Origin of the sequence: Paenibacillus sp. V4I7 (assembly GCF_030817275.1) — a bacterium.
Lineage (GTDB): Bacteria > Bacillota > Bacilli > Paenibacillales > NBRC-103111 > Paenibacillus_E.
Genome location: NZ_JAUSZD010000002.1, coordinates 6,814,082 through 6,829,803 on the forward strand (window position 1 = coordinate 6,814,082; position 15,722 = coordinate 6,829,803).

The window sequence follows — 15,722 nt, forward strand, 5'->3', positions numbered from 1 at the left end:
TGTCCATGCATCTCGTAGACTATTTGATATAAAAATATATACCAACATTGTAAATTAAATATACCAAATTATCAAGCGTGCTTATTGGGCCCAAACGACTCTTCATCCGACTGCCTTACAACTTGCAGCGCCTCTTTACCGATACCCAGCTTATAGCCGGCAGACAGATACCGGATGCGGCACTCGCGGTCTACCACAAAAACAAGCGGATGATTGGGTTGAAGCCCCGACTGGATGCCAGACAGCACGAATTGCAGGCCTTCGCTGGAGACGTCTTCTGCAAAACCTGTTTTGGCAGGTAAGCCTTCGTAAGCGTTCGGCTGAAACGCAGCAGTCACTTTATCATCCTCAACAACTAGGCAAATGGAGCCACCCCAATCATCATACTCCTTAGAAACCTCTCGGAGTTCCCTAATTAAATGCTTCGTAGGTTCCCTATCCGGATCAATCCAAGCCATGAGTAGACCGCGACGTTCGGCCAATTCGCCTAGCGTACTTCTTTTACCATTGAAAAAGGAGAAAGACATATCTCGATCGACCGATCCCAATACAGGTGCTTGAACGGATTCCTTGGAAAAAGCAGGTATTATTTCCGTTGTTTTATCTGGTAATACAGTAAACATCGCGAATTGGACCCTAGCCGTCCCATCCGGCAATCGCGTACCTGTCGTTAATCGGTAACTGCCGGACTTCACAACAAGGGGCTCCTCATAGAAGTCCTTTTGGCCAGCTGTGAATTGAAGCGTCTTGTACTGGCCATTTTCAAAGCGAGCCAAAGAAAAGTTACGGAAATATTCCAAATCATTATCGGCTGAGGCATTGGAGATGAACCTTATGCTCCCTATTTCCTGGTTATCCGTTAAGTCCACCCGTTCTTGGTCGCCCTGGTGTAAAAATACAACGTCCTTCCACGACTCACCAGCCCGAAATTGAGGACTCCGTTCGCTCGGTTCAAGACGCGCAGGGATCCCTAGGCTTCGTGCCAACGCTACGAAAAGAATATCGCGGCTCAAACGGTCGCCTTTTTGCAATCGAAAGCTCCCTATAGGTGTAGCCATTCCCTGATAATAATTCAAATCTTCCACAATCTCAAAGTGCTCCGAAAGCCAGCCAACCAACTTAATTGGATCCTCCCGGAAACTTCGCTGCTCCGAATCTGTGAATTGTTCCAGAAAAAATTTCCTATAAGACCGTATCATTTCAAAATGAACTCTTGGACAAAGGATGTAACGTATAAACGTTTCTTCATCAAACTTTCCTTTAAACATAGCGGACTGGATAAGATGGTCTGCAAGCGTTGACCCGATTGTATCCGTCAAGTCTTTAACATTCAAACTCTCTAGCAGTTTCAACGTCCATTCGCCGTATTTCGGCGTATATTCTTGTATAAAAGCAGCGATTTCGTGACTGTTACCACGCGCTTTCTCCAATATGTCCCTGACCCTGCTCGCGGGCAAAGACAACTTTTTCGCTAATACTTCTGCCTGAAGGGCATCCATGAAGGAAGCTTCATATTTTTTCCTGATGCTCGCGCCCTCTTGAATACGACGGTTATTCTCTTGTTTTTCGGCTTCGGTGATAGCGGCTTCATTGGCATCTGCTTGTTCCTGCGGGGGAACCATATCGAAGACGCTGATCCCATTCTGCGGCAATTTATCGGACAATTGAATGTCAAATACATCGGCATCCTTCACACTAATCTTTTTCGTCCCCCAAAGATTTCCCGAGACCGAATGAATCAACAAATCACCAAGGCCTGCGGTTAAGAATGCTTCCCCTCGCTCATCTGCTGGTATAGTAGCAATAGGTGAAAAATCAGCATAATTGTATACTTGGAAAATGACAGTGGCGCCAGGCACCGGGTTTCCCTTATCGTCTCTAACCCTGATTGTAATCTTTTTGCTTGGAGCGTAAGGGCTCAATAAATTGATTTCAGAGTACCAAGGATGTGCTAATGTAAGCTCCTCCGGACCTGGATAGTTGGCTGCAACGCGAGTATTGACGAGCATCGCCCGCTTAGCCGGCCCACGAAACCACCCCTCATTCAGTCGAGGCTCCGGCTCGCATGCGCCAAGGAAATACCATTTCCCATCGGCCCAGGCCTCCACCCAAGCATGATTGGAATCACAATGTGCCCATCGCGGTGTATAGCACTGGCGAGCAGGGATGCACAAACTCCTTAGTGCTGCCACCAATAGAGTCGACTGTTCTCCGCACCTTCCCAGCGTATTGCGGACCATCGTCAGTGGGGAAACCGTTCGCGGGTCGCATCCGACATAGGTCGCTTTCTCATGACACCAGTGATTGATTTCCAATACGGCCTGTTCCATCGAAAGGTTCTTGACCCGATCAACTAATTGTCCGAAGAACCATCCCCTGCTGTCCTCAATGTTTTCATTGTTTACTCGGTATGGAAGCACAAAATGCAGAAATTCATGATCGGGCACACGACTTCCCCATTGCACATTTTCACGGATTTCAAGAGTTGTTCGCACGTGGCTTAAAAAGAGACATCCCTCATAATCCGCCAAATCATTCAGCGGCATGTACGCGTATAAAAATTTAAGAGCCCATGCTTCTTCTTCACTCATTGGCTTCTCAAAAATGGCAAAAAGCTCCTTCTCCCTCGCTTGCGCCACCCCTCGTTTGAATCGCATCTTTTCTTCGATTCTCGTGATCGTAGTGCTGTCTAACGAAAAAACATTCGTCATCGTTGTGCCCACTCCCTTAGTAATTTTTTAAGTGTCACATCCATAATGGTATATCTTTTGAATTATATATTACAATATAGTATATCTAATTTAAATATATTTTTTAATACCTCTCTCAGTAGTTTATTTAGGTGCTGCTGCTGAGATCTGTGACTCTGCCAACTCAAACGTGGTTATTACATGAACGTGGCAGCCAAGTAGATATATCTGGATACCTGATAATACGGAAAAATGACTTACGCCGTTCTTGAAAAACAAGTACGTTCAAGACGTATATGTTGAAGCATTCGCTTGCTTCTCCATGTAATGTTGTACGTTGTACAACATTTGGCGAGCTAATCCACGGTTTCCACGCGATTGTTGCAAAAAATACTCCCCCCCCCTAACTCAAAAAAGTACGAGTTCTTATAAATGCAAAAAAACTGCTTCCCACAAAGGGAAACAGCCTGTTATAGCTACACATATATTAATTACATTCCGTTGGAGCCGCAGTGGATTGCCTAACAATCAGCTCGGGACGCATCACAACACGTTGCTTGGCTTTCGATTCTTTCTTCAGTTCCTGGATCAGCAAATCGACAACCATTTTCCCCATCGGCTCGATCGGCTGAGCGACTGTCGTAAGCGGCGGATCTGTCACTGAAGCCAGAATCGTGTTATCGAAACCGATCACAGACAGATCCTCTGGCACGCGCAAGCCAAGCTGTTTAGCTGCCTGAAGCGCACCGATTGCGAGCAAATCGTTACAGCAAAACAGTGCAGTCGGCCGATCAGGGTTCGATTGTTCCAACAGTTCAAGCGCTTCACGCTTTCCATCCGCTACAACGTAGTGGCAATTGCGTACGTTGTTTTCCGGCAGATGAACTCCCGCTTCTTCCAGCTTGCTCTTGAAGCCCCGCACCCTTTCACGGCTGCTGCTTACTTTCGAGTGCTCAGCCAGGATGGCCATGCGCCGATGACCCAAATCGAGCAGATGCGTTGCTGACAACGCACCTCCGACAAAGTCATCCACCACGACAGTATGAACGTCGATATCAGGCATTTCCCTTGCAATCATAGCAATGGGGATCGCTCTCTCCATCAATGGAGTCAGCATCTCTTTATTGTCCATCCCCGTACCAATAATCATGGCATCCACACTTTTTTGCTGAAGCAAATTCAGATATCGCTCTACCCGTTCATCTTTATTGTCGCTGCTGCAAATAACCAGACTATAGCCCATTTGATGGCCTTGGTCCTCTACAGCTCGAGCAATTTCCGCAAAAAAAGGATTGGAAATATCGGGCACAAGCAGACCTAATGTATAGGTCTTTTTACCAGTCAGCGCTGACGCGATCACGCTAGGCTGATAATTGAGCCGCTCCATAATTTTTATGATTTCACCGCGCCGTTCTTCGCTTATTTTTCCTTTGCCGTTCATGACCTGCGAGACCGCCGCAATGGACACACCGGCCTCTCTAGCCACATCATAGATGGTTGCCTTCATTCCTACTACCCCATTTTTCTTGAAGGATACTTTTTTTCTTCCATTATGAAGGGGCTGACGGGAACTTGCAAACCGGTTTACGCTTCGCGCGGCTTCGTCATGATCCAGGCATGTTCCGGATCATTATGAAACTTCCATGTTCGGGTAGGTCCCGCCATAACATTCAGGTAATACACATCATAGCCTGGAGGGGCCGAAACAGGGTGATAACCACGCGGAACGAGCACGGTTTCGCCATTCTTAACAATCAACGTTTCATCGAGCGACCGATCGTCCGTGTACACACGTTGAACCGCAAATCCGTGCCCCGGATCGACGCGATAATAATACGTTTCTTCCAGAAACGATTCGTCCGGAAGCGCATCGCGATCATGCTTATGAGGCGGATAGCTCGACCAGTGCCCATTCGGTGTGAAGACTTCAACCACTAGCAAGCTATCCGCTGGCTCCTGCTCTGGCAAGATGTTATGAATTTGGCGCTCTATATTGCCATAACCACGCGTCTCTACCCCCACCTGATCAGGTGCAATCAGACGTGCCTTATGGTTGCCAGCACCAGGAGCAGTGCAAATAGCAAGCTCCACTGCAGTCAGCGCGGTGACCTCGTAGCGATCATCATTAGGTACATAGACGGAATATGGCGGTATTTTCTCAAATACGTTCATCCGCTGCCCAATATTTTTCCACTCCGCTTGCTTGGTAGCCACATCGGCTTTGCCGCTAAGCAGGACCAGACAAACTTCCAGCCCAGCTGTCTCGCGACTCAAGGATTGCCCCTCTGCAAGCTGTACAACTTCGAAACCTACATACTTCCATCCTGCTGACTCCGGAGTCACTTTCAAAAGGCTGCCTTCCTCATTCGGGGAGGAAGCCGGCGTTACAATCAGTTTGGACCTGTTCATGTTAACGTCTCCCTCCCTTACTGAGTTACCGAGGTCTGTTTAAGCAAATCTAACGCCTCGCTTACTTTCACCGGCCGGCCCAGACGGGAAGACAGCTTAGCGGCTAAAGCGATCCGCTCCGCCTGCATACCGTCATAGCCACTCACGGGTACAGGCTTATCATTCAATAGACAATCGATGAAAATTTGTGTTTCTTCCATATAAGCAACTTGATAGCGTTCTAGGAAGAAATGCAGCGGCTTATCGCTAACAATAGCATCCGCTGTACTAACTACGGCCGTAGTAGGGTGATCGTTGGCAACCGCTACACTGCCTTTGGAGCCAAATACCTCAACTCGTTGGTCATAGCCGTATACCGCTTGACGGCTGTTATCGATGACACCGAGAGCACCGTTCTGGAACCGCAGTGTTACGATTGCGGTATCGACATCGCCGTGCTCAGCGAAAACCGGGTTAATGAGCACATTGCCCTGCGCATACACTTCCTCAACCTCGCTTCCCGCTACATAGCGAGCCATGTCGAAGTCATGGATCATCATATCCATGAAAATGCCGCCCGACACCTTGATGTAATCAGCGTGTGGTGGATTCGGATCACGGGACGTGATTTTCACGATATGCGGATCGCCAATTGTTCCTCCTTGAACAACCTCGCGAACGCGCTTGAAGTTGTGGTCAAATCTGCGATTGAAGCCGATTTGCAGCTTCACACCTGCCTGATTAACCGCAGCAATGGCCGCTTCAGTTTGAGTGATATCCATACTGATTGGTTTTTCGCAGAAAATATGTTTACCCGCCAGTGCCGCCAGTTGAATGAGCGGGACATGCGTATCCGTGGATGAGCAAATAAAGATGGCGTCGATGTCTGGGTTATCAATAAGCTCATGGCTGTCTTTTGTAACCGTCTGAATTTGACGAGAAGCAGCCCATGCCTCTAACTCAGGACCTGCAAATAAATCACTCACCGCAACGATTTCAACTTGAGGTATTCGCAGCAAATTATCTGCGTGGATTTTACCAATTCTGCCAGCACCAATAATACCGATTTTAATTTTATTCATCCTACGTTCCCTCCCGCTTTGCCTGTTGAACCGAATAATTGAATTTTGGCTCTAACGGAGGCGATGATCGCTTCCCGTGCCGGCACTAAATAGTTCCTTGGATCGTATGCTTCCGGATGCTCATTCAAGAACGAACGGATAGCGGTTGTACAAGCGATTTGATTATCTGTATTTACATTGATTTTTGCTGTTCCGCAAGCGATCGCTTGACGGATCTCTTCATCTGGCAGACCGCTTCCGCCATGAAGCACAAGCGGCAGTTCAGTCAGTGTTCTAATTTCCGCCATTCGATCGAAACCGAGCTTAGGCTGTCCCCGATAAGGACCGTGAACGGATCCAAGGGCAGGAGCTAAACAATCGATCCCCGTCTCCCTTACTAAACGAACGCAGTCCTCAGCAACAGCGTACATGCCTTCGGCTTCATCTACGACTAAGTCATCCTCGCGTCCGGTGATCCGGCCCAGCTCGGACTCCACCGATACACCCAGCACATGTGCGGCTTGTGTCACCTGACGAGTGACCTCGATATTGTGCTCCAGCGTATGATGAGAAGCATCGATCATAACAGAGGTAAAACCGGCATGGATCGCTCGAATACATAGGTCATAGCTAGTTCCATGATCTAGATGAAGAGCTACTGGGACGGTTATCCCATAGTGCTCTATCAGCGATTTCACCATTCCTACAATACAAGGCAATCCACCCATATAAGGAATATAAGCTTCACTCACGCCTAGAATGACAGGTGCTTGTTCCTGCTGAGCAGCCTGTAAGATCGCTTGTGTAAACTCTAAGTTATTCAAATTAAACTGACCGACAGCATATTTGCCTGCCAAAGCTTGCTGCAGCATCTCTTTCATTGAAACGAGCGTCATGAAGTTCATCTCTCCTGTCGATAAGGTCTAACCCGCTGTTACCAGCGAGCAGTGACCATTTTCTTACGCGTATAGAACTCCACGCCGTCCGTCCCATTCGCATGCAAATCGCCGTAGAACGATTTTTTCCAGCCAGAGAAAGGAAAGAAAGCCATCGGTGCGGGAACGCCTAGGTTAACGCCGAGCATACCGGCATCGATATTTTCACGGAATTGACGTACATTGCTGCCATCCTTTGTAAAGAGGCATGCGCCATTGGCAAAATCGGAGCGATTGGAAAGCTCGATCGCTTCTTCAAGAGTAGCCACCCTAACGATGGAGAGAACAGGAGCAAAAATCTCGTCCTCCCAAATTTTCATACCGCACTCAACTTGATCAAAGATCGTAGGTCCAACGAAATAACCTTGTTGCTCAGAAGCAGCGTCCTTACGTCCGTCACGGACCAAAAGCGCTCCTTCGGTTTCGCCGATTTCGATGTATTTTAGCGTTCTTTCTTTATGCTGACCGCGGATAACAGGCCCTAAGAAAATGCCTTCCTCCAAACCATTGCCAATCGTAATCCGATCAGCGGCTTCAAGCAGCTTGCCCACAAGCGTATCGCCCACTTCTCCGACTGCCACCACGACAGAACAAGCCATACAACGCTCGCCAGCAGAACCGAAGGCTGCATTAACGATTTCCTTCACAGCAATGTCCAAATCGGCATCCGGCATAACGATCGAGTGGTTTTTAGCGCCAGCGAGTGCTTGAACGCGTTTCCCATTGGCAGAAGCTGTTTTGTAAATATATTCGGCAACCGGCTGGGAGCCAACGAACGAAATGGCTTTAACTTCTTTATGCTCAAGAAGACCATTAACCACATCATGCGCGCCATGAACGATATTCAGCACGCCAGCTGGTAAGCCCGCTTCATGGAACAGCTCAGCCAAGCGGTTTGCAAGATGAGGTGTGCGTTCAGACGGCTTCAACACGAAAGTATTGCCGCAGGCAATCGCAAGCGGGAACATCCAGCAAGGCACCATCATTGGGAAGTTGAATGGTGTGATACCACCAATAACACCGATTGGATAACGGTACATGCCGGATTCAAGATTGGACGCAATGTCTGGAAGCTGTTTGCCCATCATCAACGATGGAGCCCCAGCGGCGAATTCTACACACTCAATGCCCCGAAGTACTTCTCCGTAAGCTTCGTTGTAGCTTTTGCCGTTTTCTTGCGTAACGATTCGCGCCAGCTCATCCCAATGCTCCACCAGAAGCTGTTGGTATTTGAACAAAATGCGGGCTCTCCGTGGTACAGGTGTGCGGCTCCAGGTCTGGAATGCCTCTTGAGCCGTACGAACCGCCTGATCCACATCTGCCTTCGTTGAAAATGGAATATGAGCAAGAATTTCTTCTGTTGCAGGGTTATACACCGGTTCTGTTTGTGTGGATGTTGAAGCGACCCATTCGCCGCCGATCCAGTTTTTCAAAGTTGTTGTCATATGTGGATTCTCCTTAGTTGTTCAATTTAGTTAAGATGCTGTAATTTCACCGCGGTTGCAGCGCTCGATATAGTCATTTACTTGATCGGTTGTCGGCATCGCATCAGAGCAGCTGTGACTGGAGATTACGATACAAGCTGCGGCACTGCCGTATTCCATACTTTTCTCAATCGTCCAACCTTGCATGATGCCATAAATAAAGCCGGCTGCATAAGAATCGCCTGCACCAAACGTCTTGACCACCTTAGCCGGAAAACTCTTGGCACGATGACCAACACCATCTTGGGTATAAGCGATAGAGCCTTCCTTGCCATGCTTAATAATGACAATTTTCGCTGAGTAGTCGAACCATTTAGCAGCCGTGATCCGGTCATTTTTCTCTGGATTGTTCTCAAAGCGTTCCATCATATCGAATTCTTCGCGGGTACCTAAAATAATGTCACATTTCTCGGCCGCCAGATTGTAGTAAACGGCTGTTTCTTCTGATGTCTTCCAAGTATATGGACGGTAATCCAGATCAAAAATGATAACGACCCCATGCTTCTTCGCGTATTCTAACGCCTGAAAGACAGCTTCGCGGGACGGGCTTTGCGCAAGTGCTGTACCAGAGATTAGAAGTACCTTCGCTTCAGCGATCAGTGATTCTTGTACTTCGGCTGGTGTTAGCAGCAGGTCAGCCACATTGTCGCGGTACATAAGAATGCTGCATTCCGATGGGCTTTTGATTTCTGTAAAGGCTAGTCCTGTAACCGCGCCGGTATTATCTGTCACGACATTCGTTGTTTCGATGTTGTTACGCCCTAAATAATCAGCGATGAAACGTCCCATTTGATCGTTGGCGATTTTACCAATAAAGGCAGTTTTCATGCCCAGTCTTGCCATGCCAATCGTAATGTTAGCGGGAGAACCCCCTACATATTTGGTAAAGGTCATGGTCTCTTCCATGGGACGATTAATTTCATTCGCATTCAAATCAATACATAGTCTACCAATGGCTACAAAATCCAGCGGCTTCGCCTGTGGAAAGGAAACATAGGTCATAGGATCATTACCTTCTTTCTTGTGGAATAAGGGATTCTATATGTTGAAGTGCTTTCTTAGCGTATTCATAAGGGTTGTGTGCAGCCGGATCCTGCTCGCCTTCCAGCATCGCCCAACCCGCATATCCTTGAGATAGCAGCTCCTCAAATATAGGAGCGAAGTCGATACAGCCGTCACCAGGAACGGTGAACACCCCTTTGCGGATACAAGTCACGAAGTCGACCTTCTCGGCGCGCGCTTCATCTAACACGGCTTGGCGAATATCCTTTAAGTGAATATAAGCAATCCGATTCTCATGCTTACGCAGCACAGTGAGCGGGTCCGCTCCTCCGTAATAGGCATGACCGGTATCAAAGAGTAGGTATACCAGAGAAGGATCCGTGAGCTCCATCAGCTTATCGATTTCCTCCGGACTTTCAACAACCGTTCCACCATGATGGTGATACGTCAGCTTTAGGCCGTACTCCTGCGCGATTGCTCCCGCAAGGTTCAGTCCTTCGGCTAAGCTTTGCCAGCCAGCTTCGTCCAGACGCAGCACTTCCTTCTCGTTCGGGGAGCGGCGCGGGTCGAAGTGGAGCGAGCCCCCAACTTCTGCTGTGCTGATGACCGTACTGCCCATTTCCTTGAGAAACTGGGCATGCTTCCTGTAGGCTTTCAGTTCCTCGTCCCGGTAAGCAGGATCAGAGAATAGCACGGATTTCCACTGAGACACGAGGCTTATTCCCCGCTTATCCAGCTCCTGCTTCAGCACCTCAATATCGGTCGGATATTTGCGGCCCATCTCGGTACCTTTCAGACCCAACGCCTGAATATCATCTAGAATTTGTTCATATGTGGTATCCGCGCCATGTTCTTTGACGTCTTCTCCCACCCAATTTATTGGATGAATACCTAGCTTAAATGGCAGATCTTTCATAGATATGTGCCCTCCCCTATATCGTTAAATGGGTCTCGCCGCTTGTATGTTTTTCTTCATCTCTTCGTGCGCTGCAATCACTTTCTCGCTCTCAGAAACTTCAGGGACACCAACCTGCCACCAGGATTCATAACCCTGTGTGTTGGTTCCAGGAACAACAGGAATCTCGATCAGCGTCGTGACTGTTTCTTCCTTCGCTTTAAGCAGCGCTTCCTTTAGTTCTTCAGGTGTGTTTGCTTTATACGCCTTCGCACCTAAGCTGCGAGCATGCGCTGCGAAATCAATTGGCATATATCCGCCTGTCAACTTGCCCGTAGCGGCTTCACGATATCGAAACTCATTCCCGAACCCGTCGCTGCCGTGACCCCTTTGCAAGTTATGGATGCATTGGAAGCCATGATTATCGAACAGCAGCACAGTGAATTTCCGGCCCTCTTGGAGGCTTGTAACCATCTCGGAGTGCAGCATCAGGTAACTTCCATCACCGACCACAGCATAGACCTCGCGATTCGGCTCAGCCAATGCTGCCCCGAAAGCGCCGCTAACTTCATAACCCATACAGGAGAAGCCGTATTCCATATGATAGGTCTTAGGCTCCGATGATCGCCATAAGCGGTGTAAATCACCCGGCAGGCTTCCTGCTGCACAAACGATAACAGCTGAAGGATCAATCGTTTGATTAATCACACCAAGCGCGCGAGTTTGGGCAAAGCCCTCTTCACATTCCGCATTGTACAAACGGTCAACCTCGCTATCCCACTCTGCCTTCAAAGAACCTATGTAACCGTTTTCGTAACCGCTAACATAGTGCTGTGTCGTCAATGCATCTTTCAGTGCACTTAACGCTTCCTTCGCATCAGCGGTAATGCCAATTCCGCTCAATTTCGAAGAATCAAACCCACTGACATTTATATTAATAAACTGCACCTTCGGATTTGCAAAAGCCGATTTAGATGCCGTTGTAAAGTCGGAATACCGCGTACCTACGCCGATAATCAAGTCTGCTTGCTTCGCCAGCACATTCGCTGCGAGTGCACCCGTAACACCAATCGCACCAACATTAAGCGGATGGTTCCAAGGCAGCGAGCTTTTACCTGCTTGCGTTTCTGCTACAGGAATCCCAAAGGCAGCTGCAAATTCCATTAATTCCTTCGTCGCATCTGCATAAAGGACTCCGCCGCCTGCAATAATCAACGGACGCTGTTTGCCTACCATGCAGGCCACAGCACGATTCACTGCTTCTCTTGCTGGTGGACGTCTATCTAGATAGTGAACTTTCTTATCGAAAAAGGCTTCCGGATAATCGTACGCCTCAGCTTGCACATCTTGGGGTAAAGCTAGCGTAACCGCTCCTGTTTCTGCTGGGTCAGTTAACACGCGCATCGCCTGTACAGCCGCGCTCATCAACTGCTCTGGGCGAACAATCCGGTCCCAATATTTACTGACTGATTTGAAAGGATCGGTGGCCGACACCGTATAATCGCCCACAACCTCAAGCTGCTGAAGCACTGGATCCGGCTGTCTTGTGGCAAAATTGTCTCCTGGCAGCAGCAGCACCGGAATCCGGTTGACTGTCGCTGTTGCCGCGGCGGTCACCATATTCAGAGCACCTGGTCCAATCGATGTGGTGCAGGCATAGATTTGCCGACGGTTTTGCTGCTTGGCGTAAGCCGCAGCTGCATGAACCATCCCTTGTTCGTTCTTGCCTTGTATATAAGTAAGGTCGCCTGCGCTCCGTTCCAAGGCTTCTCCAAGTCCTGTCACATTGCCATGACCGAAAATCCCCATGACACCACGTACAAACTTGGTCTCTTGTCCATCCACTGACACGTACTGTTGGTCCAGAAACCGAAGCAGCGCTTGTGCCATCGTTAGTCGAATCGTACTCATGACCATCTTCCTTTCACGATAAAGGTTAAGCGCTTAATCTCTCGAGGTTAAGCGCTTAATCCGATAGTACAACATATTTATTTCGACCGCAATGCCTTTTACAAAAAAAAAACTCATAGACGAAGAAATGGCAATGGCACAGTGTCATCCTATAGCTCTTAACCTTATGATGACGCTCTGCCATTCCTATATTCCTTAGGTGACATTTGGAACTGCTGTTTGAAGACATTCGTAAAATAATTCGGCTCATCAAACCCGATGGCAGAAGCGATCTCGAATATTTTCATATCGGTATTTCGGAGCAGCAAAGCTGCCTTATCCATACGGAAACGGGTAACGAAGCGCGTAAAGCTTTCCCCTGTAGCTTTCTTAAATACGACACTGAAATAGCTTGGATTTAAATGAATATGCGATGCCACATCGGTCAAGCGGCATTCTTCATTGTAGTGCTCCTCAATGTACTTGACGGCCCTCTCGATTAGATTGTCACTTTTGGCCGCCTGCCAGTTGTTAAATTGCTGCAAGAAGTTCTTCACTTGCTCGGCAGCCCATTGAAGGACTTCCTCCGATGTCCAATGCGTCTGCGGCATTTCGTTAGGGATCCTAGCTAGCGCATTGTTATCATCGGGATCGAATTGCTTCTGTATCGTTCCAAGCATAGCAATGGAGAGAGATAACGCCCCTATTCGCATTTCCTCTGGCGATGAAAAAGGCAGTTCTGCAAGCACCCGATCCAAAAGAAGCTGAAGGCTGTCCTCCTGTCCGATTAGAATGGCAGACATCAGTTGAACTTCCATCTCTCTAACCCTCGCCTGGTTCAGCGACAGCATAATCCCGGATCCTGTCTCACTTCCACTCTCAGGAAGGCTGGCAACAGGTCCGTAAACAATCCCTTTAGTCAAGTTATACAAATCCGCTAACTCATTGGCAGAAGGAGCGAGCCCCATTGAAACCATATGTAAGCGAATTTTCAAATACTCGAAGGAAGCACTTTGAATGGCTTCTTGCAAGCTCTCTTCGACATCATGTTGTGCCGAAACCAATACAAAGCTGTCATGCTCTACCAAAAGCAGCTGCGCCTCCAGCCCCGCTCCATTCAGCAGCTCCTCTACGATATTGGAGAATGCAAACTGCAGCAGGCTCATATCGCTTTTCCCATACGCTTTATTTACCAAATCCTCGCTGTTCATTTGCAGAAGCCATAGCTCCTTACCAGCCAGACCATCAGTGAGCCTTGCTGCTATGCTCTTCTCATAAGGCAAGTCCAATAAAGCCGCTCGAAGCTCCTGATCTTGCTGGAGCCGCAGCTGCACTTGCTGCTTCTGCTGCAGCGCATACTTAACATAGAACCGCTCGGATGCCTTATTCATCACCTGACGAACATCTTGTTCCGTGCATGGTTTGATCAGAATATCCAGCGCACCATGTCGAACGGCTGCTTGTGCATACTCAAAATTTTTGTATCCCGTCAAAATGATGACAAGCATGTCGGGATGGTTCTGTCGCAAATGCCCTACGAATTCGATCCCGTCCATGATGGGCATTCGGATATCGGTCAACACCAAATCAGGCTTAAGCTCATCCAGCAGAGCCAATGCATCCTGCCCGTTGCTAGCTTCGCCAACCACTTCCCAGCCCAATTCTCTGCCCTCTAACATCTTCATCAGCCCTTTTCGAAAATTCGGCTGATCTTCCACAATTAATACTCTCCCGATTCTCATGCTACTGAACCTCCTGTCTCGACGTTGTTTACAAAAGGCAGAACAAGACGCATGGTGGTACCGCTTTCAATCACACTATTGATTTCCAAACGATAAGGCGTACCATACACCAGCTCGATTCTCCTTACAACACTGCGAACCCCGAGACTTTCTCGCCCATCTGAGCGCTGCGGCAAAGAGGAGCCCTGGAAGCCCAGTATTTGCGAAACGTCCACTCCGTCCATACCGCAGCCATTATCCGTAACTTCAATCTCAAGAAAGCCATCGCGACTGCTCGCTTTAATCAACAGCACTTTTTGCGACACTTTGTTGCGAAAGGCATGCATAAACACGTTTTCTACCAAGGGTTGGAGAAGAGAACGCATAACCTGGCCATTTAGGACATCATCATCCGCTTGAATAATCGTCTCCAAGTCCGTTTCAAAGAGCTCCTTCTGCACCTTCAAATAGTTACGGATCTGCTGAAGTTCTTCCCTCACAGTAGTTAGGGTACGCACAGGCATCAACGAATACTTGAGCATCTCCGATATGGCCGCGATCAAGGCCGCTGTTTCGGTCTCGTCTTGCAGATAAAGCTTCCAATAAATTTCGTTAAACATATTATGCAGAAAATGTGGATTCAATTGGGCTTGAAGAGCTTTAAGCTCCGCTTCCTTCTCACTTAACTGCGTCAAATACACTTCCTTAATTAGCCTGCCGACTTGCTCGGCCATTGCGTTAAAGCTCTCTCCGATATAAGCCAGCTCATCTTTGGTTCGAATCTCAATGCGCGTATCAAAATCGCCAGATCTTACTTTGCGCAGACCCTGCAGCAAATCCTTGAGCGGCCGCAGCAGATTGCCCGTGGAGAGTACGATCAACACACTGGTTAGAAAAATGCTGATCAGACCAGAGTATACGATTTTCTGAAATAATTCCCGATTCTTGCTTTGAATAGCCGCAAGCGAAGTTCCGCTGACCAGCTTGAAGGAAGTCACCTGCGACTGTCCTTGAACGAACAAATGCTGATCCATGGTCTGAGTTTCATTTAAATTTTTCAGCCGTTCCCGTTTATCTACCGAACTCTCCGGCGAATTGCTAAATAACAGCTCATTATTCTTATTGAACAAATAGACTTCGCCCTCTCCATTCTTCGTTAGTTCCTTAAGAGAACCTGAGAAAAACGACTCGTCAAAAGCCATCACGAGCACACCATACGTGTTCAAATCACTATTTTTCATCCATCGGGCCACAATGATTGTGTTTCTGAACCCGCTTGGTTCAACGGAAGATGAGAGCGGCATGCTCATCCATACGAGATCCCCATAGGTTTCGTTGATTTTAGAACGAATGACGCTGAATACATTCTCATCCGGCACATTTATTGACGAGGTGGTATAGCTGAAATAAGAAGGATTCCCTTTGAGGTCATATAAGTACATACCGGTAATGTAGGGCGCATCGGATTTAATCTGGAAAATCTGTTCTTCGATTTGCCTTTTATTATAATACAGATTAAATGGATCGGAATCTTCACTTGTATTGATCCGTGTAATAACCTTTTCGATTTCAGGATTAAATACAACCGTTTGTGAGATCCGTACAACCTCTTGCACTTTTAGATCCATCTTCGCCAGTGCCTCTTCGTTCGTACTC

At 48.0% G+C, this 15,722-nt stretch carries 11 protein-coding genes; all 11 read right to left on the reverse strand.

Annotation, left to right across the window (positions count from 1 at the left end; translation table 11 throughout):
• Nucleotides 1–71: 71 nt before the first annotated feature.
• A complete protein-coding gene (locus tag QFZ80_RS31840) occupies nt 72–2,711 on the reverse strand; it encodes a transglutaminase domain-containing protein (protein WP_307562742.1) in 2,640 nt (879 codons plus the stop codon).
• 466 nt (nt 2,712–3,177) lie between these two features.
• Nucleotides 3,178–4,197, reverse strand: coding sequence for a LacI family DNA-binding transcriptional regulator (locus QFZ80_RS31845; RefSeq protein ID WP_307551517.1), 1,020 nt, complete (start codon nt 4,195–4,197; stop codon nt 3,178–3,180).
• A 77-nt stretch (nt 4,198–4,274) separates the two neighbouring features.
• Nucleotides 4,275–5,099, reverse strand: coding sequence for a 5-deoxy-glucuronate isomerase (gene iolB, locus QFZ80_RS31850; protein ID WP_307551516.1), 825 nt, complete (start codon nt 5,097–5,099; stop codon nt 4,275–4,277).
• Nucleotides 5,100–5,116: 17 nt separating this feature from the next.
• Nucleotides 5,117–6,160: an inositol 2-dehydrogenase gene (iolG, locus tag QFZ80_RS31855; RefSeq protein ID WP_307551515.1), complete on the reverse strand. Its 1,044-nt coding sequence runs from the start codon at nt 6,158–6,160 to the stop codon at nt 5,117–5,119.
• On the reverse strand, nt 6,157–7,035 hold the full coding sequence (fba, locus tag QFZ80_RS31860; protein WP_307551513.1) for a class II fructose-1,6-bisphosphate aldolase: 879 nt from the start codon (nt 7,033–7,035) through the stop codon (nt 6,157–6,159). Before fba ends, iolG begins: the two co-directional genes overlap by 4 nt.
• 38 nt (nt 7,036–7,073) lie before the next feature.
• Nucleotides 7,074–8,519 carry a CoA-acylating methylmalonate-semialdehyde dehydrogenase gene (locus QFZ80_RS31865; protein ID WP_307551511.1) on the reverse strand — a complete coding sequence of 482 codons (1,446 nt, stop codon included), beginning with the start codon at nt 8,517–8,519 and terminating at the stop codon, nt 7,074–7,076.
• A gap of 30 nt (nt 8,520–8,549) precedes the next feature.
• Nucleotides 8,550–9,560 (reverse strand): 5-dehydro-2-deoxygluconokinase, encoded by a 1,011-nt coding sequence (gene iolC, locus QFZ80_RS31870; RefSeq protein WP_307562744.1) that lies wholly within the window; start codon nt 9,558–9,560, stop codon nt 8,550–8,552.
• Nucleotides 9,561–9,567: 7 nt separating this feature from the next.
• Nucleotides 9,568–10,476: a myo-inosose-2 dehydratase gene (iolE, locus tag QFZ80_RS31875; RefSeq protein ID WP_307551509.1), complete on the reverse strand. Its 909-nt coding sequence runs from the start codon at nt 10,474–10,476 to the stop codon at nt 9,568–9,570.
• Between the two features lie 24 nt (nt 10,477–10,500).
• Nucleotides 10,501–12,366 (reverse strand): 3D-(3,5/4)-trihydroxycyclohexane-1,2-dione acylhydrolase (decyclizing), encoded by a 1,866-nt coding sequence (iolD, locus tag QFZ80_RS31880; protein ID WP_307551507.1) that lies wholly within the window; start codon nt 12,364–12,366, stop codon nt 10,501–10,503.
• 164 nt (nt 12,367–12,530) lie between these two features.
• Complete coding sequence (locus QFZ80_RS31885) at nt 12,531–14,087, reverse strand: response regulator transcription factor (RefSeq protein ID WP_307562746.1); 1,557 nt, start codon at nt 14,085–14,087, stop codon at nt 12,531–12,533.
• Nucleotides 14,084–15,694 carry a sensor histidine kinase gene (locus QFZ80_RS31890; protein ID WP_307562748.1) on the reverse strand — a complete coding sequence of 537 codons (1,611 nt, stop codon included), beginning with the start codon at nt 15,692–15,694 and terminating at the stop codon, nt 14,084–14,086. The genes QFZ80_RS31885 and QFZ80_RS31890 overlap by 4 nt, the downstream gene beginning before the upstream one ends.
• Between the last annotated feature and the right edge of the window lie 28 nt (nt 15,695–15,722).